The organism is Roseovarius sp. (genome assembly GCF_965277045.1).
Taxonomy (GTDB): Bacteria; Pseudomonadota; Alphaproteobacteria; order Rhodobacterales; family Rhodobacteraceae; genus Roseovarius.
The window spans coordinates 3,234,634-3,255,214 of sequence record NZ_OZ255712.1; the positions used below are offsets into that span (position 1 = coordinate 3,234,634).

Here is a 20,581-nt window from a genome sequence, read left to right on the forward strand (position 1 = left end):
CTTACAACCTCAAACCCCATCCACCTTCCCCCGCAACGCCTTCACCTCGGCCCGCTTCTTCTTCGCCTCGACGCGCTTGCGTTTCTGGTTCTTCGACACCTTCGTCGGAATCCGCCGCTTTGGCTTTTCACAGGCCTTGGCGATCAGCTCCGCCAACCGCTCCCTTGCGATCTCGCGGTTGCGGGCCTGCGACCTTTCCTCCGACACCTGCAACACCACCGCCCCGTCCTTGGTCCAGCGCCGCCCGGCCAGCCGCCGCAGCCGCCGCTTCACCGGGTCGGGCAGGTTGGGCGAGCGTTCCGCCTCGAACCGCAACTCCACCGCCGAGGACACCTTGTTCACGTTCTGCCCGCCCGGCCCGGACGCGCGGGTGAACTGCTCGGTCAGCTCCCAATCCTCGATGGTGATCTTGTCGTTGATCTTCATGATGCCCTGTCAAATAGCACCGACGCGATGCGCCTCAAATACCGATGCGATACCGACGCGCCCTTTTCATATCAAAAGGGCCGCTCCAACCTCGTGGAACGGCCCTTCTAAAAGTTTCGGAGGCGAGGTCGGTTAGGCCCTGCCAATCCGGGTGTTTACATGCCCAAGGGCTGCCTCAGACACGAACCTCCCTGACTGTTCCGACACCTCTCTCCAATCCCTTTATAGACACTGGATCACCTCCTTTCAGCTGTTGAACTCAAGGGTAGCCTGCCACAAATTTCGCGTTTGTCAAAACAAAATCATGTGGTCCTGCCACTAAGTGACCCCACGATGATGCGAAACGGCACAAGTGCCAAAATTGCCAGCACCAGTTTCACCAGCCAGTCCGCCACCGCCAGCGACACCCACAGCGGCACCACCGGGCCCATACCCAACAGCGGCAGCGGCTCGCCGGCCCAGCCCACATCGTTTCCCGGCTCCAGGAAGCTCAGGCTGGCCGAAAACGCGATGGTAAAGAACAGGCCCGTATCCACGCTCCCGCCGATCAGCGACGACACCACCGGCGCCCGCCACCACGCCCCGGCCCTGAACCTGTCGAACACCGCGATATCCAGAAGCTGCGCAGTCAGGAACGCCACCGCCGAGCCCAGCGCGATCCGCAGCGTCACCAGCGGACCGAACTCGCCCGAAATCTGCGTGCCGATGACCGAACAGACCAGCCCCACCACGAACCCCGCCAGCACCACGCGCCGTGCCGCCGCGCGGCCATAGACGCGGTTCATCACGTCCGTCACCAGGAACGCCAGCGGATAGGTGAACGCCCCCCAGGTCAGCCACTGGCCGAACAGGAACTGCACCAGGATGTTCGACGCGACGACAATCGCCGCCATCGCCAGAACACCGGGAAGGATCTTGGAAGTCATGCGCACAGGCCCCCGATACGCGTCTATATCAGGGGCCTGCGCCTAGTCACTTTGCGGCAGAACCGCAAGGCCTCACTCCGATTGCAGCACGCCAAGGCACTGCGCCGGCAGGTCAGCCATGGTCAGCTCGCGGCGCGGCTTGGGCGGCGGCGCGTTGGGGTCCGGCGGCGGCGGGTTCAGGATGTTGCGCTGCCATTGCCGCGCATCGGCGCAGCCATCGCCCGCCGGCGGTGCCGCCTGATCCACGCACCCTTTCGCCCCACGAGGACATTTCAGCCGCACGTGGAAATGATAGTGGTGCCCGTACCATGGCCGGATCTTGCGCAGCCAGCTGCGGTCGCCTTTCTCTTCCTCGCACATCCGCACCTTGGCGCCCGGAAAGACGAAAATCCGCGCCACCCGCGGGTCCTGCGCGGCGGCCTTCATGATCTCGTGATGGGTGCGGTTGTAATTGTCGTTCGTGTAGGCCCCGTTCGCCCGCCGCAGCGAAATCGACGACAGGCTTTCGCGCTGCGCTCGGCTGAGGTTCAGGTTGGTCGCGGGCCGCAGCCAGATATCTGCGTCCAGCCCCAGTTGGTGGCTGGCATGGCCGGTCAGCATCGGCCCGCCGCGCGGCTGGCTGATGTCCCCCACGTAAAGGCCGTTCCAGCCCGGCTGCGTCGCGGCGAAGCGCGAAAGTTTCTGGATGAAGTCGATGGTCTCGGGATGGCCCCAGTTGCGGTTCCGGCTAAGCCGCATCGCCTGCCATGTCGGGCCGGTCTCGGGCAGCTGCACCGCGCCCGCCACACAGCCCTTGGAATACCCGCCAAAGGGCCGCGCCGCCTGTTGCGATCCGCCCCGCTTGGCGCCGAACAACTGCTTCGCCTGCACCCCGCGCATGTCCGCCGGGATGTTCTGCGTCGACAGCACCGCGGGCTGGACGGTTTCCTGCTCTGCCGTGGACCCGCCACACCCCGCCAGCACAAGCGCCAGCAGGAAAGGCTTTACGATACGGACCATGTTTCACTATCCCCTTTTGCCTGCACCCAGCGTAGCAAGATCAACCCCACGAGGAAAAGCAGAATGAGCGGCGTAACCCCGATCCGCGCGCTTCCGCTGATATAGGTCACCAGACCGATCAACGCCGGGGCAACGAAGGCCGTCGCGCGCCCAGACAGGCCATAGAGACCAAAGCTTTCGGTGGGCACCGCCGGGTCCGTATGGCGCACCATCAACGACCGGCTGGCCGATTGCAGCGTCCCGCCCAGCCCCCCGATCAGGATGCCGCAGCCGAAGAACACCATGTCCGGCAGAGCCGAGCCTTCCTCCAGCGGAATGCCGAAAAACATCGTGCGGTCCATGCTGACGATGGTGATGCAGACCCCGATCAGGATCCACACCGCCACCACGATCACCGGCTTCGGCCCGAACCGCTTGTCCAGCCTGCCGCCGACCCAGCTGAACGCCGCCGCTGCGATGGCGCTGACGATGCCGAAAATGCCCACCCTCACGATCGACCAGTCCAGCACCAGCGTCGCGTAAGTGCCGCCGAAACTGTAGAGGCCGTTCAAAGCGTCGCGATAGAACATCGACGATCCCAGGTAGGCCAGCAGGCTGCGGCGGTTGGGCAGGTTGGCCAGCGATTTCTTCAACAGCGCCATCGCCCCGCCGAACCCCGTGCCCTTCGGCGCGGTGTCCGCATCGCGCACCCACAGGAAATAGGGGATCATGAAGACAACGTACCACACCGCCGCCAGCGGCCCGACGATGCGCTTGTCCTCGTCCTGCGCGGCGTCCAGCCCCAACGCAGGTTCCAGCCCGACGATTGTGCGCCCCCCGTCCATGGTCTGAAAGAACACCAGCATGATCGCCAGGGACGCCAGCCCGCCGAGATAGCCAAAGGCGAAGCCACTGCCCGAGGTCGATCCCACATCCTCCGCCGTCGCCACCGACGGCAATTGCGAATTGACGAAGATCAGCGCGTATTCCGCCCCGATGAAACCGATGCCGAACAGCACCAGCGCCAGCACCATGTTCGACCCGTCCGGGGCCGTCCACCACAGCCCCGCCGCGCCGACCACATAGAGCACCGAAAAGAATGCCATCCACGGAATGCGCCGCCCGGTGGAGTCCGCCATCGCGCCCATGATCGGCGCGCCAAAGGCGATAACCAGCCCCGACAGCGCCAGGCACCATGACCACAGCGTCTGCGCTCGCGCATCCGCCGCCTCTTCCGCCAGACCCGTTCCAAGGAAATAGGTCGAGGCGACAGCCGCAAAGAATGGCCCGAAGACGAAAGTCACCAGCAGGGTGTGATAGGGCTGGCTGGCCCAGTCGAAAAAGAACCAGCCCCAGATCCGCTTGCGTGCCGAAACCTCTGCCATCGTGCCCCCTCGTTCGGCCGCGATCAAACGCGGTTCGGGGTCCGGTGGCAAGCCCTTCGTTCGGCTTTCCGCGTCAGTCCCGCATCGGCGGCCAGGGCCGCTTGGCGTCCGCCTCGATCCAGGCGGTCACCCACTCGGGCGCGGCGGGCCGCTCTACCGTCTTGCCCAGCGCCGCCATCACCTCGTCGGGCGGCACGATCCCGCCCTTGCCGGTCACGGCCGAGCGATAGACGATGTGGTTCGCGCACTCACCGTCCGTCTTCCACATCGATTGTTCCAAGTAGATGAACCGCGCGTCCCACCACACCGCGCGCGACCGCATTTCGACCGTCTCGAACATCCGGATCCGGCGGCGATACCGTACGCTCGCCCCCGCCATGGTCAGCCCCCAACGGTTCTTTTTCAGAACCTTCACCAGCCCCGCCCGCATCGCCAGCGGGATACGCCCAAGATCATACAGTGTCAGCGTCCGCCCGTTGTTCAGCTCCATCCACAGGTCGATATCCCACGGCAGGCAGACATGACGCGACACATGCGTGTCGGTCGGCGCCAGGGGCGGCGAATTGCGGTGCTTATAAAGCTGCCAGAACATGCGGACGACAGGATACATCGGGCGCTCCTTTTGCGGCTGGTCTTGACGCGGGCGCGGCATACGTCAACCACAACCTCGCGTAAAGCTTGCGGAATACCGCCATGACGCTTACCTATTCCGCGCAGCAAACAAGAGGTTTTCTAGATGCAGGCAATCGCAGGTCCCATCGGGCTCATTCTGGACGTGGCGTTCTTCATCATGATCATCCACATCATCATGAGCTGGCTGATCAATTTCCAGGTTCTGAACCTCAGCCAACAGTTCGTGGCCCAGATCTGGTACGGTCTCAACCGCCTGCTCGAGCCGATCTACCAACCCATCCGCCGCATCCTGCCGGATACCCGCCCCCTCGACCTCGCGCCTCTTGTGGCTTTCGTCGCACTCATCTCTCTGCGCGACTTCATCCTGCCGGAACTGCTGTGCAACGGACGCCCCCTGGGCTACTGCGGATAGACGCGCCATCGCGGCCCCCCGGGGTGGCGATCCGGCTTCTGTTTGGCAGCACTTTATCTCTGCCAAATCCGAAAACCCTCAGGCGTCGCGCCAGGACTTGCCAGATCGCCGCCCCCAGGGAGGGGGGCCGCGATGGCGCGGCGGCCTTCGGCCTTGATTCCGTGCAACCAGGCACGAATGGCGTTCATCCGGGACTTGTTTACGATTCCTTAGTGTGGGACTGTCACCCCTAAGAGCAGAAAACTAAAATCTTACAGGTTTCCCATGCAAAGCGCTGCCACGCTGCTGCAAGACGTCTTCGGATTCTCCGCCTTCCGCCCCGGGCAGGAAGAAATCGTCCAGACCGTCGCCCAAGGCACCAACACCCTTGCCATCATGCCCACCGGCGGCGGCAAATCCCTGTGCTACCAACTGCCCGCGCTGCTACGCGACGGCGTCACCGTCGTCATCTCCCCCCTCATCGCGCTCATGCGTGACCAGGTCCGCGCCCTCAGGGCTGCGGGGGTCGAGGCCGGGGCGCTCACCTCCGGCAATACCGAGGAAGAAACCCAGGCCGTCTGGGAGGCACTCGACGACGGCCGCCTGAAACTGCTCTACATCGCCCCCGAGCGCCTCGCCGCCAGCTCCGCCATGGGGATGCTGCGCCGCATCGGCGTCAGCCTCATCGCCGTGGACGAGGCCCATTGCGTCAGCCAATGGGGCCACGACTTCCGCCCCGACTACCTGCGCATCGGCGAGTTGCGCCGCGCCCTCGACGTGCCGCTCGCCGCGTTCACCGCCACGGCGGATGCCGAAACCCGGGCCGAAATCGTCGAGAAACTGTTCGAGGGCCAGCAGCCCGAAACCTTCCTGCGCGGCTTCGACCGGCCCAACATTACACTCGCCTTCTCGGCCAAGGACAGCCCCCGCCAACAGATCCTCAGCTTCGCCGCCGCCCGCAAGGGCCAGTCCGGCATCGTCTACTGCGGCACCCGCTCCAAGACCGAAACGCTGGCGAAAGCCCTGCGCGAGGATGGCCACAGCGCCTGCCACTATCACGGCGGCATGGACCCGGACGACCGCCGCCATGTCGAACACCGCTTCAGCACCGAGGACGGGCTGGTGGTGGTCGCCACCATCGCCTTCGGCATGGGGGTGGACAAGCCCGACATCCGCTGGGTTGCCCACGCCGACCTGCCCAAGTCGATCGAGGCCTACTACCAGGAAATCGGCCGCGCGGGCCGCGACGGCGCGCCCGCCGACACGCTTACGCTCTTCGGCCCCGACGATATCCGCCTGCGCCGGTCCCAGATCGACGAGGGCCTCGCCCCGCCCGAACGCCGCGCCGCCGATCACGCCCGGCTGAACGCCCTTCTGGGCCTTGCCGAAACCCATGCCTGCCGTCGCCAGGCGCTCCTGCGCTATTTCGGCGAGGATCCGGCCCCGTGCGACAATTGCGACACCTGCGCCACGCCGCCCGAAACCTTCGACGGCACGCAGGACGTGCGCAAGGCGCTCTCGGCCATCCTGCGCACGGATGAATTCTTCGGCGCGGGCCACCTGATCGACATCCTGACCGGCAACGAGACCGACAAGATCCGCGCCCGCGGCCACGATGACCTGCCCACCTTCGGTGTGGGCCGCGACACCGACCGCCGCACCTGGCAGGGCATCTTCCGCCAGATGATGGGTTGCGACCTGATCCGCCCCGACCCTGAACGCCACGGCGCCCTGCGCATGACGGAACGGGCCATTCCCATCCTCAAGGGCGAGGACCAGATTACCCTGCGCCGCGACACCCTCGCGCCCAAGTCCCGCCGTCCCGCCGCCAAGACGCTGGTCGCCGAGGAGGACGCACCGCTCCTTTCGGCCCTCAAGGCGAAGCGCCGCGCGCTGGCCGAGGCCGCCAAGATGCCCGCCTACATCGTCTTCAACGACCGCACCCTGATCGAGATGGCCGAGACCCGGCCCCGCACGCTCGACGACATGGCCCGAATCTCGGGCGTCGGCTCCAAAAAGCTCGAACAATACGGCGCCGCCTTCCTCGAGGTCATCAACGGCGAAGCCGAGGTCATGCACCCCACCCGCCGCAAGCTGGCGGGCCGCGAAACCGGCACCGTTTACGACCGTCTGCTGGAGGTTCAGGCCAACCTCGCCCGCGGCGAGGATGGCATAGACAAGCCGCTGTCCTGTTCCGCCAGCCTGCTGGCCCGCGTCGCGGCCTCGAAACCCCGCGACCTCGGCGACCTCGAACGCCTGCTGGGCGACAAAAGGACCGAGCGTTTCGGCCCGGCCTTTCTGGACGTTCTGCATACCGCGGACTAGATCAGCCCGAACACCGAACCATCCAAGGGTCACATATGCTCGTCGTCGTCTCGCCTGCCAAGAAAATGGACATGTCCCCGGCCGAGGGGATCCACCCCACCGGCCCCGCCTTCGCCAAGGACGCCCACGCCCTGGCCGACGTGGCCCGCGACCTCAGCCAGGCCGACCTCAAGAAACTGATGGGCATCTCCGACGACCTTGCGAAACTCAACGCCGACCGCTTCCGCGACTTCGGCAGGCAGGATAAGAAACCCGCCGCGCTCGCCTTCGCCGGCGACACCTACCAAGGGCTCGAGGCCGGCTCGCTCGACACCGACGAGCTTGACTGGGCACAGGACCACCTGCGGATCCTCTCGGGCCTTTACGGCCTCCTGCGCCCCCTGGACAATATCGAGCCCTACCGCCTGGAAATGGGCAGCCGCCTGAAGACCGAAAAGGGCAGGTCGCTTTACGACTACTGGGGCGACCGGCTGTCCAAGGCGCTGAACCGGCAGGCGAAAGAGACCGGCAGCAAGACCCTCGTGAACTGCGCCAGCCAGGAATATTTCGGCGCCGTCGACCGCGACGCGCTCAAGCTGCGGGTCATCACCCCCACTTTCCTCGACACGAAAAACGGCGAGGCCAAGGTCATCAGCTTCTTCGCCAAGAAGGCCCGCGGCGCCATGGCCCGCTTCATCGTCCAGAACCGCCTGACCGATCCCGACAGCCTCAAGGATTTCGACTGCGGCGGCTATCGCTATGATGCGGATCGCTCGACCGAGGACGAACCGGCGTTTATCCGGGGCGAGCAGTAGGGCGTTCCGCGCAAGGCAAAGCCTCTGTTTTTGGCAAGCGACAAATATCCGCTTTGCGGTACGAAGCCGCCGTTCACGACGGAGGCGAGCGCCAGCCCGAGGGAGGGGCTGACGATGGCCGGGCCGCTTCGCGGCTGTTAACCGGCTGGGGGCGCGATACCAGTGTCTTGCAACGGACTCGATACCGGCATTCGTTGCGGGTGGCACGAATGTCGGCAGTGCGGACATGAAAGACGTTTGATCTGCAGCCCCGGCGCGGAGTCAGGCCGCAGGCCCCGCGCCATCGACGGGCCGCCCCCACGGCCCGGCGATTGGGTGAAATTCGGTGCATCGCTCAATCCTGTTTCGGATCTGGCCGGGATAAAGTGCTGCCGACCCACCGTCGGATCGCCGCGCCGCGGCCCGTCGATGGCGCTCGGGGCTATAAATCACACGTGTCCGCAAAAGCTCATACCGGACCTTCGCAGCAAAGAAAACGAACGTCCCTCGGGACCAGCACCCCCTCTGACTGACAGCCACTCTCTGCCAGACCTCAAACGCCAGTCATTCGGCGCAGCGAAAGCACATGCCCCGGCCACTTACCGCGCTCACGCCGCACTCTGCCCTTCCTCCGGCGCGCGTACCCCCTCGGGGCAGGCGGCGATCACATGGTCGATCAACGCCTGTTTCGACAGGGGCTTCGACAGGTAGTGGTCGATCCCCGCCGACAGGATCTCGTCCTCGTCGCCATCCATCGCGTGCGCCGTCATCGCCACGATCGGCACATGCCCGCCGCTTTCCGCCTCCAGCGCCCGGATCGCGCGGGCCGCATCCTTGCCGTCCATCTCGGGCATCGAGATGTCCATGAACACGATGTCGGGCCGGAAGGATCGGTAGAACGCCACCGCCTCTTCGCCGTTCACCGCGAATTTCAGGTCGATGTCCAGCGCCTTGACCATCTTGGAAAACACCAGCCGGTTGGTTCTGTTGTCCTCCGCCGCCAGCACCCGCATCACGCGGCCGGGGTCCTGCGGCAGGTCCGGTTCCGCCACGCCCCCCGCCAGCGAGCCCGAGAGCCGTGTCAGGGCGGCAAAAAGCTCGGCGCGGGGGAAGGGTTTTTGCAGCACCGCGTCAACAAAGCCGCGTCCCGGGTCCTGTTCCACGCTGCCGATGTTCCCGCTCAGCAGCAGCACCGGCGCCTCGTGCCCGCCCGCCTTCAGCGCCTCGGCCAGTTCGATCCCGTCCATTCGGGGCATGACGTGGTCGGTGATCACCAGGCTGACCGACCCGTCCGTCGCCTCCAGCGCCGCCGCGCCGCTGTCGCAGCATGTCACCTCGATCCCCAGCGCCGCGAACAACCGCTCCAGGATCGAGCGGTTCAGCGCGTTGGTCTCGACGATCACCACCTTGCGCAACCCGTCGGGCACGCTGAAATCTTGCCCCGCATCCGGGTCCGCCAGCGGCAGTTCCACGGCAAACCCGAAGGTCGATCCCTGCCCCTCGGCCGACTCCACCCAGATATCGCCGCCCATCAGCCGCACCAGCTTCTCCGAGATCGCCAGACCCAGCCCCGTGCCCTCGAACTTGCGGTTGCTCTCGCCGTCCACCTGGTTGAACTCGCCGAAGATGTGCCCGACCTTGTCGGCGGGAATGCCGATGCCGCTGTCCTCGATCGTCACGTGCAGGCGCGCCGCGCCCTGGGCCGCGCATTCGACGCCCACGACCCGCACCATCACGTGCCCCTCTTCGGTAAACTTCACCGCGTTGCCCAGAAGGTTCGTCATGATCTGTCGCAGCCGCCCCGGATCGCCCACGAAGCGCGTGGGCAGGAACAGGTCGTAATCTACCAACAGCTCGATCCCCTTGTCGCGCGCGTTCACCTGCATCAGCATGATCAACTCGTGAATGCAGCGTTCCAGATCGAATGGCTCTTCGTGCAGAACCAGCTTCTCCGCCTCGATCTTGGAATAATCCAGCACGTCGTTGATGATCACCAACAGCGCCTCGCCCGAGTTCTTGATCGTGTTGGCGTAGAGCAGTTGTTCCTCGTCCAACTCGGTGTCCTTCAGCAGCTCCGCCATCCCAACCACGCCATTCATCGGCGTGCGAATCTCGTGGCTCATGTTGGCCAGGAAGGACGATTTCGCCCGGCTCGCCATCTCGGCCTTGCGCCGCGCCTCCTTCAGGCGCTCCTCGTACCGGATCGTGTCGGTGATGTTCAGCGCCAGGCTCACCACGTCGCCGGTGGGGCCGCGCTGGTCGATCAGCTTGATATAGGCCCCGTTCCACAGCCGGACGATCTCGGGCTCGGGCGCCACCGTCTGCCAGCGGTCCAGCATCTTCTCGCGCCACGCGGCGGGGTCGGCGTCGCCGATATCCACGACCCCCTCCTCGGTCACGCATTGCAGGATCTCGACATAGCTGATGCCCGGCTTGACGTCCTCCAGCCCCTCGAACACGCCCAGCCAGGCGTGGTTGGCGGCGATCATCCGGCTGTCGGCGTCGAAAAAGGCAAACCCGTCCTGGATCGTCTCGATCGAGTGCCACAGCCGCCGCTCGGCGATGGCGACCTTCTCGTTGGCCATGTTCAGGTCGGATTTCACCCGCGCGTTCTCGTCCCGCACGGTCTGCACCTCGGCGCGGGTCTCGACGATCTCTTCGCTCAGGGCACGGGCATGCCGGCCCAGCTTGCGGTTCGCGGCCTGCAACTCGGCCTGTTTCTGTTCCAGCAGACGTTCGGCGGCCAGCCTGGCGCGCCGTTCCTCCGCCAGTTTGTTGGCAAGGCTCATGCCCCAACCTCCGCCCGTGCCGGTGACTCTCGGGGCTCAAACTCCCTGATTATGGTGAACAAGTGTTTAAACCCTGACCCGCGCCAGGCGCGGGAATCGTTGTCTTGCCTCGGGGGGCGTGGCACGATGCCGCCATTCGTTGAAGGAGGGTATTATGCTCCAACGCTTTCTTGCCGCCATCGTCCTCAGCCTTTCCGCCAGCCTCGTCGCGTCCGCCGCGCTGGCCCAGGATGCCGTGCCCGACAGGCGCGAGGTGGTCACCAAGGATGTCGACTTCTACGGCTCCGATCTGGACCCGCTCTTCGACACCACGCTCGAGGCCTGCCGCAACCTCTGTTTCTCCAACAATGCCTGCCGCGCCTACACCTTCAACACCCGCTCCAGTTCCTGTTTCCCCAAAAGCGCCCTGACCGAGACCAAGCCCTACGAGGGCGCGATTTCCGCCGAGGTCTTCAACACCGACACCCGCGTCCTGTCAGATGCGCCCGCCCGCACCGCCGATCTGGATTTTCTCAACCCCGGCGACCTGAACCAGGCCCGCGACCAGGCCACCGGCATCGGCGCGCGCCACCCCGGCGGGCAATGGGACGTGCCCGCCATGGTCAACGCCGCGCAGGACCGCATCGCGCAGCAGGATTACCTCAACGCCATGCGCTGGATGGGGGCCGCCGTGGCCCGCTCCGATGCCGCCGACCAATGGGCCGAGTACGCCCGCCTGTCGCTCCTCATCCCCACGCAGAACGACTCCGAGAAACGCAACTATGCGGAACGCGCCTTCCAGGCCGCGATCAACGCCTACCTGCGCGCGCCTGGCGATCCCGCGCGCATCAACGCCCTTATGCTCATGTCCCAGTCTCTGGAGACGATGGGCCGGGGCCAGGCCACCGTGCCCACCCTGCGCCTCGCGGAATCGATCCAGCCGCGCGACGACGTGATGACCGCGCTCGATGCCGCCATCGCCAAGTACGGCTTCCGCATCACCGACCACCGCGCCGACAGTGACAGCGCCCAGCCCCGCCTCTGCGCCGAGTTCTCCGAGCCATTGGTCGAGGCCGGCATAGATTACACGCCCTTCGTGCGCCTGCCCGATCCCGGCCTGGTGGTGCAGCCCTCGGGCAACCAGATCTGCATCGCCGGTGTCCAGCACGGCGAGCGCTACCGCGTCACCTTCCGCGAGGGGCTGCCCGCCGCCAGCGGCGAAACCCTTCAGCGCGACACCGAAATCACGCTTTACGTCCGCGACCGCTCTCCGCGCGTCGCCTTCCCGGGCCGGTCCTATATCCTGCCCAAGGCCGCCGACACCGCCCTGCCGATCGAGACCGTGAACCTCGAAGAGGTCGAGCTGCTGCTGCGCCGCGTCTCCGACCGCAACCTACTGCGCACCATGCAGGAGGACTATTTCGGCCGCCCCCTCAGCCAGTATCAGGAGCGCGAGTTCGGCAACGACATCGCCGAGGAGGTCTGGACCGGCACCGGCGAGGTGCAGAACACGCTCAACCAGACCATGACCACCCGCCTGCCGCTGGGCGAGGTGCTGGCGGATGAGGCCCCCGGCATCTATGCGCTGACCGCTACCATCCCCGGCGCCGATCCGTTCGACAATCCCGGCGCCACGCAATGGTTCGTGCTGACCGACCTGGGCCTGACCACCCTCAAGGGCAATGACGGCCTGCACGTCTTCGTGCGCGGTCTGGCCGATGCCCAGGCGGAACCCGGCGTCGAGCTCTCGCTGCTCTCCCGCTCCAACCGCGTGCTGGGCACCGCCACCACCGACGATCAGGGTCACGCGCTCTTCGCCCCCGGTCTGACCCGTGGCACCTCCGGCTCCGCCCCGGCGATGATCCTCGCCAAGGCGGGCCCCGACGACATGGCCTTCCTGTCGCTCACCGACCCCGCCTTCGACCTCTCGGACCGCGGCGTCGAGGGCCGCCCCCCTGCGCCCCCGATCGACGTCTTCCTCGCCACCGACCGCGGCGCCTACCGCCCGGGCGAGGTGATCCACGCCACCGCCCTTGCGCGGGACGAACTGGCCGAGGCGATCCCCGGCCTGCCCCTCACCGCCATCCTGCGCCGCCCCGACGGCGTGGAGTATTCCCGCCAGTTGTCCGGCGACGACGACGCGGGGGGCCATGTCTTCACCCTGCCCGTGGGCGCATCCGTCCCCACCGGCAGCTGGACGCTCGACATCCTGTCGGACCCCGAGGATGACCCGCTGGTCAGCCGTACCCTGCTGGTCGAGGATTTCCTGCCCGAGCGCATCGACTTCGACCTGTCGCTGCCCGACGGCCCCATCCGCCCCGGCGACACACCCCCGCTCACCATCGACGCGCGCTACCTCTTCGGCGCGCCCGGCGCGGGGCTGGTCGCGGATGGCAACGTGCGCCTCACGGCCCGCTCCACGCTCGACGATTTCCCCGGCTTCCGTTTCGGCCGCCATGACGACCCGGCAGGCGCCCGCATTACCTACCTGCCCGGGGGCAAGACCGGCCCTGATGGCCAGCTTCAGATGGCCGCCGAAATGCCCGAATTCGACGTCACCGACCGCCCGTTCGAGGCCGACATCACCGTCACCCTGCAAGAAGGCTCCGGCCGCCCGGTCGAACGCACGCTTTCCCGCATGCTCGCCCCCTCCGGCCCCATGATCGGTATCAAGCCCATGGCCGACGGCGTCGTTCCCGAAAACTCCGAAGCCCGCTTCCAGGTCATCGGCATCTCGCCCGATCTCACGCCCGTCCCGATGGACGTCAAATGGACCGTCAATCGCGTCACCACGCGCTATCAGTGGTACCAGGATTACGGCTCGTGGAACTGGGAGCCGATCACGACCCGCGAACAGGTCGCCACCGGCGACGCCACACTGGGCGCCGACCTCTTGACCGTCTCCGCCCCCGTCGAATGGGGGCACTACGAACTGGTCGTGGAACGCACCGGCGGCGATTACGTGTCGTCCTCCGCCGATTTCTACGCCGGCTGGTACGCCCCCGCCGACGCCAGCGACACGCCCGACACGCTGGAGCTGTCGCTGGACCAACCCGAATACACCCCCGGCGACACCGTGCAACTGCGCGTCGTGCCCCGCTATGCCGGCACCGCGCTGATCACCGTCATGTCCAACCACGTCATCGAACGCCAAGCGGTCGAGGTCACCGAGGGCGAAAACACCATCCCCCTTTCGGTCACGGAAGACTGGGGCGCAGGCGCTTATGTCACCGCACAGGTCATCCGCCCGATGAACGTCAGCGCAGGTCAGAACCCGGCCCGCTCGCTCGGCCTCAGCTATGCCAAGATCGCCCCGGGCGACAAGCAACTCACCGTCTCCATCGACGCGCCCGACACCGCCGCCCCGCGCGGGCCGCTTGACGTCACCGTCAACGTCGACGGGCTGGCGGATGGCCAGACCGGCTATGTCACCCTCGCCGCCGTCGACGTGGGCGTGCTCAACATCACCGGCTTCCAGTCGCCCGATCCTTCGGGTCACTACTTCGGCCAGCGCCGCCTCGGCGTCGAAATCCGCGACCTCTATGGCCGCCTCATCGACGGCATGAACGGCGCCGAAGGCCAGGTCCGCTCCGGCGGTGACGCGGGCAACCCCATGTCCGGCACCCAGCCGCCACCCACCGAGGACCTCGTCGCCTATTTCACCGGCCCGCTGGAAATCGGCCCCGATGGCACCGCGCAGGCCAGCTTCGACATGCCCGATTTCAACGGCACCGTCCGCTTCATGGCCGTCGCGTGGTCCCCCACCGCCGTGGGTCAGGCCGAGGACGAAACCATCGTGCGCGACCCCGTCGTCGTCACCGCCTCCCTGCCGCGCTTCCTCGCCCCCGGCGACGAAAGCCGCCTGCTGCTGGAAATCCAGCACACCGAAGGCCCGACCGGCCGCATGGGCCTCGATGTCTCCGGCACCGGCCTCACTTTGGGCGGCACCATCCCCTCGGGCCTCGAACTGGGCGAACAGGAAAAAACCACGCTCAGCCTGCCCATCACCGCAGGCGACGTGGGCGACGCCACCGTGCGCATCGCCCTCACCACGCCCGACGGCAAGCAACTGACCAAGGACATGCCGCTGGGCATCCGCGCCAACGATCCGGTCATCGCCACCACCCGCCGCTTCTCTCTCGGCGCGGGCGACAGCTTCACGCTGGGGGCGGACGTCTTCGCCGACCTGCGCCCCGACACGGCCAGCGCCATCCTCGCCGCCGGCCCATTGGCGAAACTCGACGCGCCCCGCCTTCTGGCCGCGCTCGACCGCTACCCCTATGGCTGCACCGAGCAGGTCGTCAGCCGCGCCATGCCGCTGCTCTACTTCAACCAGGTCGCCGCCGCGATGGGCCTCGCCTCCGAGGCCGAGGCGCAAAAGCGCATCGACCAATCCATTGCCCGCATCCTGACCCGCCAGTCCTCGGGCGGCAGCTTCGGCCTCTGGCGGGCAAGTTCCGGCGATTTCTGGCTCGACGCCTATGTCGCCGACTTCCTGTCACGCGCCAAATCCGAAGGCTTCGACATCCCCGAAACCGCCTACACCATGGCGATGGACAACCTGCGCAACCGCATCAACTACGCCCCCGACTTCGATCAGGGGGGCGAAGACATCGCCTATGCCCTCATGGTCCTCGCCCGCGAGGGTGCCGCCCGCATGGGCGACCTGCGCTACTACGCCGACGTCAAGGCACAGGCCTTCGCCACGCCCCTGGCCCAGGCCCAGCTCGGCGCCGCGCTCGCCTTCTACGGCGACCAGACCCGCGCCGACCGCATGTTCGCCGCGGCCCAGCAAAGCATCAACCAGACCTCCGGCGACGAAGGCCAGGTCTGGCGCGCCGACTATGGCACCCGCCTGCGCGACCGCGCAGGCGTGCTGACCCTCGCGACCGAGGCGGGCAGCACAGCCGTCAACGCCGACGCCCTTGCCAACGCCATCACGGCGGAAGGCCCGCACATGTCCACCCAGGAACAGGCGTGGTCCCTTCTGGCCGCCCGCGCGCTTCTCAGCGACCCGTCCGTCTCGGGCCTCTCGCTCGACGGCGAGCCTGTCTCGGGTCCCTTCGTGCGCAACATCTCCGCCACGTCCCTAACGCCCCGGACCCTCACCAACACAGGCGCGAACGCCACCGACATCACGCTCACCACTCTGGGCGTGCCGGTGACCCCGCCCGAGGCGGGCGGCTATGGCTACGCCATCGAGCGCAGCTATTTCGACATGGACGGCACCCCGGTGGACCTGTCCTCGGTCCCCACCGGTACCCGCCTTGTCACCGTGCTGACGGTCCGCCCGTTCGAGAAAGGCGAGGCGCGGCTCATCATCGACGATCCCCTGCCCGCCGGGCTGGAAATCGACAACCCCAACTTGCTGCGCTCGGGCGACGTGAACGCGCTCGACTGGCTCGACCCGGCCACTACTGAGCATTCCGAGTTCCGCGCCGACCGCTTCATCGCCGCCGTCGACTGGCGCTCGGACGATGCCTTCCGCCTCGCCTACATCGTCCGCGCGATCTCACCGGGCAGCTACCACCACCCGGCGGCCTCGGTCGAGGACATGTATCGCCCGCAATACCGCGCCCGCTCGGCCACCGGGCACCTGACGGTCACGGCGGAATGACGGGCAAAACCGTCGCAACGATCACCTGGCGCGCGCTTTATTGCGAGGGGCAGGACATCTGCCGCCTCGCCCGCGCCGATCACGGCTGGCTGCTGGTCGGCCACGCCCGGTTCCACGACGACGCCGGCTTCGCCTCGCTCGACTACGTGGTGCGCTGCACCGATGACTGGCGGACCCTCGACGCCGATATCGCCGGCACCCATGGCGAAATGGATGTCCGCCTGCATATCGACCACCGCAACGGCTCTTGGCGTGTGAACGAAACACCCCAGCCGGATGTCGAGGACGCCACCGACATCGACCTCAGCTTCACCCCCGCCACCAACCTCATGCCCCTGCGCCGCCTCTTCAAACAGCAGGACGACACCCTGACCACCCGCGCCGCGTGGCTGCACTACCCCGCCGCCGCCCTCGCGCCACTGGATCAGACCTATCAACGTACGCATACGTATGGCATCATCGACTACCGTGCCGAACAGACCGACTTCACCACCACGCTCGAGGTCAACGACGCGGGCTTCGTCACCGACTATCCCGGCCTCTGGCACGCGGAAGATCAGCATGTTCCGCTGTGACCGCCTGCTTCTGCTTCTAGCCCTCGCGCTCTTTGCCGCAGGGCTTGGCCGCGACAAGCTCGACCAGTGGATCGCCGTCACCGACCTGCCGCCCCTCCTGACGCCCCTTTCCACCGAGGTCCGCGACCGCACCGGCACGCTCCTGAGGGTCTACACGGTCGAGGAGGGCCGCTGGCGCCTTAGCGCCACCCCTGACGCAGTAGATCAAAGCTATCTAGACCTCCTCATCGCCTACGAAGACAAGCGCTTCTACACCCATTCCGGCGTCGACCCCCGCGCCATTCTCCGCGCCACCGCGCAGGCGCTCTGGAACGGCGAGGTCGTGTCGGGCGCCTCCACCCTCACCATGCAGGTCGCCCGCCTGCTCGAAGATAGCGGCACCGGGCAGCTGTCCGGCAAACTCCGCCAAGCCCGCGTCGCGCTGGCGTTGGAGCGTCGCCTGACCAAGGCCCAGATCCTGCAACTCTACCTCGAACGCGCGCCCTTCGGCGGCAACATCGAAGGCGTCCGCGCCGCCAGCTACGCCTGGTTCGGTAAGGACCCCCGCCGCCTGACCCCCGCCGAATCCGCGCTGCTGGTGGCCCTGCCGCAATCGCCCGAATCCCGCCGCCCCGACCGCCATCACTTTCAGGCCGCCGAGGCCCGCGCCCGCGTCCTCGCCCGGGCCGAACGCGACGGCCTGCTGACCCAAGGCGCCGTCGAGGCCGCCCTGACCGAGCCTGTCCCCCACACCCGCCGCGCCTTCCCGTCCCTCGCGCCGCACATGGCCGACCGCGCGGTCTCTGATGACCCCGCCCGCCTGCGCCACGACCTCACGCTCGACGCCCCTTTGCAAGCCGCGCTCGAACGCCTCGCCACGCACAGCCTGCGAGACCTGCCCGAAGACGTCTCCATCGCCATGATGATCGCCGACCATCAGACCGGCGACATCCTCGCCTCGGTCGGCTCCGCCACCTACGGCATCGGCGACGCCCGCTCCGGTTTCGTCGACATGACGCAGGCGATGCGCTCCCCCGGCTCGACGCTGAAGCCCTTCATCTACGCCATGGCCTTCGACCGCGGCCTCGCCCATCCGCAGACGCTGATCCACGACCGCCCCGTTGCCTTCGGCACCTACGCGCCTCAGAATTTCGACGGCGCCTTCCGGGGCGAGCTGACCGTGGCCGACGCCCTGCGCCAGTCGCTCAATATCCCCGTGGTCCTGCTGCTGGACGAGATCGGGCCCGCCCATCTGCTCGACACCCTGCGCCGCGCCGGCGTGCCGACCGAGCTGCCCGGCGACCAGCCCGGCCTCGCCGTCGGTCTCGGCGGCCTCGGCGTCACGCTGGAAGGCCTGACCACCGCCTACGCCATGCTGGCAAATGGCGGCCGGACCCGCCCCCTGAACTGGCGTCAAGACGCGCCAGAACATACGCCTGCGAATGTCCTAAACCGCGCCGCCGCCTGGCACGTGGCCGACATCCTCGCAGGCCTCGCCCCGCCCCCCGGCGCGCCCAAGCGTCGGCTCGCCTACAAGACCGGCACCTCCTACGGCCACCGCGACGCGTGGGCCGTGGGCTTCGACGGCCGCCATGTCGCCGCCGTCTGGATCGGCCGCCCCGACGGCACGCCCGTGCCCGGCGCCTTCGGCGGCGACCTTGCCGCGCCCGTGCTGTTCGAAGCCTTCCAGCGTCTGAAACCCAAAGCCGACGCCCTGCCGCCGCCTCCGCCCGAGGCGCTCCTCTTGCCCACAGCCCGCCTGCCGCAACCGCTGCGCCGCTTCGCCAGCCGCGACGCGGTGTTCCAGCCGTCCGAGGATGCGCCCAAGCTGATCTTCCCCCCCGCCGGCGCCCGCCTGCCCATCCAGGACGGCCGCCTGACGGTCAAGCTGCGCGATGGCAAGCCGCCCTTCACCTGGCTTGCCAACGGCACGCCGCAGCAAACCGGCACCCGCCGCCGCGAGACCGAGCTGACCGGCCTTGCGCGCGGCTATTCCAAGCTGTCGGTGATCGACGCGACGGGCCGCTCCAGCAGCGTCACCGTCTGGATCGACTGACCCCATTTTCTGCGCAGAAAATGGCCGCGGAACTGCGCAGTTCCGCACCAAGAATTTTCGAAAATTCTTGCCCGATTTCTTGCAAGAAATCGTTCCGAAAAATTGCAATTTTTCGCCGCGGAATTTTGCAGAATTCCGCCTGCGCCCATCACATCCGCTCAATGGCCACGGCAATCCCCTGCCCGCCGCCAATGCACATGGTGATCAGCGCTTTTGTCCCGCCGATCCGCTCCAGCTCGTAAAGCGCCTTCACCACCAGGATCGCCCCCGTCGCGCCCACCGGATGCCCCAGCGCGATCGCGCCGCCATTCGGGTTCACCTTGTCGGGATCAAGCCCCAGAGCACGGTTCACCGCAATCGCCTGCGCCGCGAAGGCCTCGTTCGATTCCACCACGTCGAAATCCGCCGCACTCAGCCCGGTCTTCTCCAGTAGGCTCTCCACCGCCGGCACCGGCCCGATCCCCATCACCTCGGGGCGCACGCCCGCATGGGCATAGCCCAACACCCGCGCCTTGGGTTTCAGCCCCGCCTTCTCGGCCGCCTCCGCGCGCGCAAAGACCAGCGCCGCGGCACCATCGTTGATGCCACTCGCATTGCCAGCCGTCACCGTGCCGTCCTTCTGAAACGCCGCGCGCAGCCCGGCCAGCCCTTCGGCGGTCGTCGGCTTGGGATGCTCGTCGGTGTCAAACGCCACCGTGTCACGCTTCACCCGCACCTCCACCGGCACGATCTGACTGGCAAAGCGGCCGTCCTCGATGGCCTTCGCCGCCCGCGCCTGGCTCTCCAGCGCAAAAGCATCCTGATCCTCCCGGCTGACGTCATGCTCGGCGGCCACGTTCTCGGCCGTGACCCCCATATGCCCCGTCCCGAACGGACAGTTCAGCGCCCCCAGCATCATGTCCAGCGTGCGCACATCGCCCATCTTGGCGCCCCAGCGCTGCTCCGGCACGATGAAGGGCGAGCGGCTCATGTTCTCGGCCCCGCCCGCGACGCCGAAATCCGCATCGCCCAGCATGAGGGATTGCACCACCGACACCACCGCCTGCGCGCCCGACCCGCACAGCCGGTTGACGTTCATCGCCGGCGTGGTCTCGGGAATGCCCGCCTCCATCGCGGCAACACGGCTCAGGTACATGTCGCGCGGCTCGGTGTTGATGACATGGCCGAACACCACGTGCCCGACCTGCCCCGGCTCCACGCCCGACCGCTCCAGCGCCGCCCTGGTCACCACGGCCCCCAACTGCGCCGGCGGCGTGCCCGCCAGCGATCCGCCAAAGGTGCCGATGGCTGTGCGCGCGCCATCCAGAAGTACGATATCCGTCATGAGAGCCTCCCTCGAAGTGTTCGCTTCAGCATCGCGCCTGCGCCTGCACCCTGCAAGCGAAACGTCCCGTCAGGGCACGCTCTCAGGGGGCCATGAACTTGCGCCGCGCCTCCACGGCGATGGTGTAACGCTGCTCGAGATCGGCAATCAAAGCCATTGCCACGTGCCGCTCCTCGTCTGTGTCCGCAGCGCGCCAAGTTTCCTTGGCAGCTTCCAGCAGCTTCTTGAACTTGAACTCTTCCGGCAGGGCGCCAGCCTCGGCCATGATCCGCGACGCCACCTGTGTGGCCATGTCCACATGCGCCATGCCCGACCGATCCGGCAGGGGCTTGCCAGCGCCCTCCAGCCGATCCAACTGGCCTTCGGCTATTGCCTTTCGGATCTGCCGCTCAATAAGGACGTTGAAAGATCTGTCCAATGCTCAG

Annotated in this window: 14 protein-coding genes; 6 read left to right on the forward strand and 8 right to left on the reverse strand. The window is 67.0% G+C overall.

What is annotated here, in order from left to right; all coding sequences use genetic code 11:
• Nucleotides 1-9: 9 nt before the first annotated feature.
• From arfB to ACQY4V_RS16210, 5 genes are all read right to left on the reverse strand, one after another.
• The gene (gene arfB, locus ACQY4V_RS16190; RefSeq protein ID WP_428513408.1) at nt 10-426 is read right to left on the reverse strand and encodes an alternative ribosome rescue aminoacyl-tRNA hydrolase ArfB; all 417 of its coding nucleotides are present in this window, start codon (nt 424-426) and stop codon (nt 10-12) included.
• Nucleotides 427-728: 302 nt separating this feature from the next.
• Nucleotides 729-1,352 carry a queuosine precursor transporter gene (locus tag ACQY4V_RS16195; RefSeq protein WP_428513410.1) on the reverse strand — a complete coding sequence of 208 codons (624 nt, stop codon included), beginning with the start codon at nt 1,350-1,352 and terminating at the stop codon, nt 729-731.
• Between the two features lie 72 nt (nt 1,353-1,424).
• Nucleotides 1,425-2,351 (reverse strand): penicillin-insensitive murein endopeptidase, encoded by a 927-nt coding sequence (mepA, locus tag ACQY4V_RS16200; protein ID WP_428513412.1) that lies wholly within the window; start codon nt 2,349-2,351, stop codon nt 1,425-1,427.
• Nucleotides 2,336-3,715, reverse strand: a complete 1,380-nt coding sequence (locus ACQY4V_RS16205; protein WP_428513414.1) for an MFS transporter — start codon at nt 3,713-3,715, stop codon at nt 2,336-2,338. Before ACQY4V_RS16205 ends, mepA begins: the two co-directional genes overlap by 16 nt.
• A 73-nt stretch (nt 3,716-3,788) precedes the next feature.
• On the reverse strand, nt 3,789-4,325 hold the full coding sequence (locus ACQY4V_RS16210; protein ID WP_428513415.1) for an acyl-CoA thioesterase: 537 nt from the start codon (nt 4,323-4,325) through the stop codon (nt 3,789-3,791).
• Between the two features lie 126 nt (nt 4,326-4,451).
• On the opposite strand from ACQY4V_RS16210, the gene ACQY4V_RS16215 reads away from it, so the two are divergent.
• From ACQY4V_RS16215 to yaaA, 3 genes are all read left to right on the forward strand, one after another.
• Nucleotides 4,452-4,760, forward strand: coding sequence for a YggT family protein (locus tag ACQY4V_RS16215; protein WP_428513417.1), 309 nt, complete (start codon nt 4,452-4,454; stop codon nt 4,758-4,760).
• A 264-nt stretch (nt 4,761-5,024) separates the two neighbouring features.
• On the forward strand, nt 5,025-7,064 hold the full coding sequence (gene recQ / locus ACQY4V_RS16220) for a DNA helicase RecQ (protein ID WP_428513419.1): 2,040 nt from the start codon (nt 5,025-5,027) through the stop codon (nt 7,062-7,064).
• A gap of 35 nt (nt 7,065-7,099) precedes the next feature.
• The gene (gene yaaA, locus ACQY4V_RS16225; protein WP_428513421.1) at nt 7,100-7,858 is read left to right on the forward strand and encodes a peroxide stress protein YaaA; all 759 of its coding nucleotides are present in this window, start codon (nt 7,100-7,102) and stop codon (nt 7,856-7,858) included.
• Nucleotides 7,859-8,445: 587 nt separating this feature from the next.
• Here yaaA and ACQY4V_RS16230 read toward each other — a convergent pair.
• Nucleotides 8,446-10,626, reverse strand: a complete 2,181-nt coding sequence (locus ACQY4V_RS16230) for a response regulator (protein ID WP_428513423.1) — start codon at nt 10,624-10,626, stop codon at nt 8,446-8,448.
• 154 nt (nt 10,627-10,780) lie between these two features.
• Here ACQY4V_RS16230 and ACQY4V_RS16235 point away from each other — a divergent pair, with 154 nt between their 5' ends.
• Genes ACQY4V_RS16235 through pbpC form a run of 3 tightly spaced genes read left to right on the forward strand, consistent with a single transcriptional unit; the run spans nt 10,781 to nt 18,832 of the window.
• On the forward strand, nt 10,781-16,222 hold the full coding sequence (locus ACQY4V_RS16235) for an MG2 domain-containing protein (RefSeq protein ID WP_428513425.1): 5,442 nt from the start codon (nt 10,781-10,783) through the stop codon (nt 16,220-16,222).
• Entirely contained in the window at nt 16,219-16,797 is a 579-nt protein-coding gene (locus ACQY4V_RS16240; RefSeq protein ID WP_428513427.1) for a putative glycolipid-binding domain-containing protein, read from the forward strand. The genes ACQY4V_RS16235 and ACQY4V_RS16240 overlap by 4 nt, the downstream gene beginning before the upstream one ends.
• Entirely contained in the window at nt 16,784-18,832 is a 2,049-nt protein-coding gene (pbpC, locus tag ACQY4V_RS16245) for a penicillin-binding protein 1C (protein WP_428513429.1), read from the forward strand. Before ACQY4V_RS16240 ends, pbpC begins: the two co-directional genes overlap by 14 nt.
• Before the next feature lie 148 nt (nt 18,833-18,980).
• On the opposite strand, the gene ACQY4V_RS16250 is transcribed toward pbpC, so the two are convergent.
• The gene (locus tag ACQY4V_RS16250) at nt 18,981-20,156 is read right to left on the reverse strand and encodes an acetyl-CoA C-acyltransferase family protein (RefSeq protein ID WP_428513431.1); all 1,176 of its coding nucleotides are present in this window, start codon (nt 20,154-20,156) and stop codon (nt 18,981-18,983) included.
• Between the two features lie 82 nt (nt 20,157-20,238).
• The gene (locus tag ACQY4V_RS16255; protein WP_428513433.1) at nt 20,239-20,574 is read right to left on the reverse strand and encodes a DUF1992 domain-containing protein; all 336 of its coding nucleotides are present in this window, start codon (nt 20,572-20,574) and stop codon (nt 20,239-20,241) included.
• Between the last annotated feature and the right edge of the window lie 7 nt (nt 20,575-20,581).

Excerpts from the sequence above, each read along its gene's own strand:
- ACQY4V_RS16215 (WP_428513417.1), top strand. The coding sequence starts at position 4,452 with ATGCAGGCAATCGCAGGTCCCATCGGGCTCATTCTGGACGTGGCGTTC.
- ACQY4V_RS16250 (WP_428513431.1), bottom strand. The coding sequence starts at position 20,156 with ATGACGGATATCGTACTTCTGGATGGCGCGCGCACAGCCATCGGCACC.
- pbpC (WP_428513429.1), top strand. The coding sequence starts at position 16,784 with ATGTTCCGCTGTGACCGCCTGCTTCTGCTTCTAGCCCTCGCGCTCTTT.
- ACQY4V_RS16205 (WP_428513414.1), bottom strand. The coding sequence starts at position 3,715 with ATGGCAGAGGTTTCGGCACGCAAGCGGATCTGGGGCTGGTTCTTTTTC.
- mepA (WP_428513412.1), bottom strand. The coding sequence starts at position 2,351 with ATGGTCCGTATCGTAAAGCCTTTCCTGCTGGCGCTTGTGCTGGCGGGG.
- ACQY4V_RS16240 (WP_428513427.1), top strand. The coding sequence starts at position 16,219 with ATGACGGGCAAAACCGTCGCAACGATCACCTGGCGCGCGCTTTATTGC.
- ACQY4V_RS16210 (WP_428513415.1), bottom strand. The coding sequence starts at position 4,325 with ATGTATCCTGTCGTCCGCATGTTCTGGCAGCTTTATAAGCACCGCAAT.
- arfB (WP_428513408.1), bottom strand. The coding sequence starts at position 426 with ATGAAGATCAACGACAAGATCACCATCGAGGATTGGGAGCTGACCGAG.
- recQ (WP_428513419.1), top strand. The coding sequence starts at position 5,025 with ATGCAAAGCGCTGCCACGCTGCTGCAAGACGTCTTCGGATTCTCCGCC.
- ACQY4V_RS16230 (WP_428513423.1), bottom strand. The coding sequence starts at position 10,626 with ATGAGCCTTGCCAACAAACTGGCGGAGGAACGGCGCGCCAGGCTGGCC.
- ACQY4V_RS16195 (WP_428513410.1), bottom strand. The coding sequence starts at position 1,352 with ATGACTTCCAAGATCCTTCCCGGTGTTCTGGCGATGGCGGCGATTGTC.
- yaaA (WP_428513421.1), top strand. The coding sequence starts at position 7,100 with ATGCTCGTCGTCGTCTCGCCTGCCAAGAAAATGGACATGTCCCCGGCC.
- ACQY4V_RS16235 (WP_428513425.1), top strand. The coding sequence starts at position 10,781 with ATGCTCCAACGCTTTCTTGCCGCCATCGTCCTCAGCCTTTCCGCCAGC.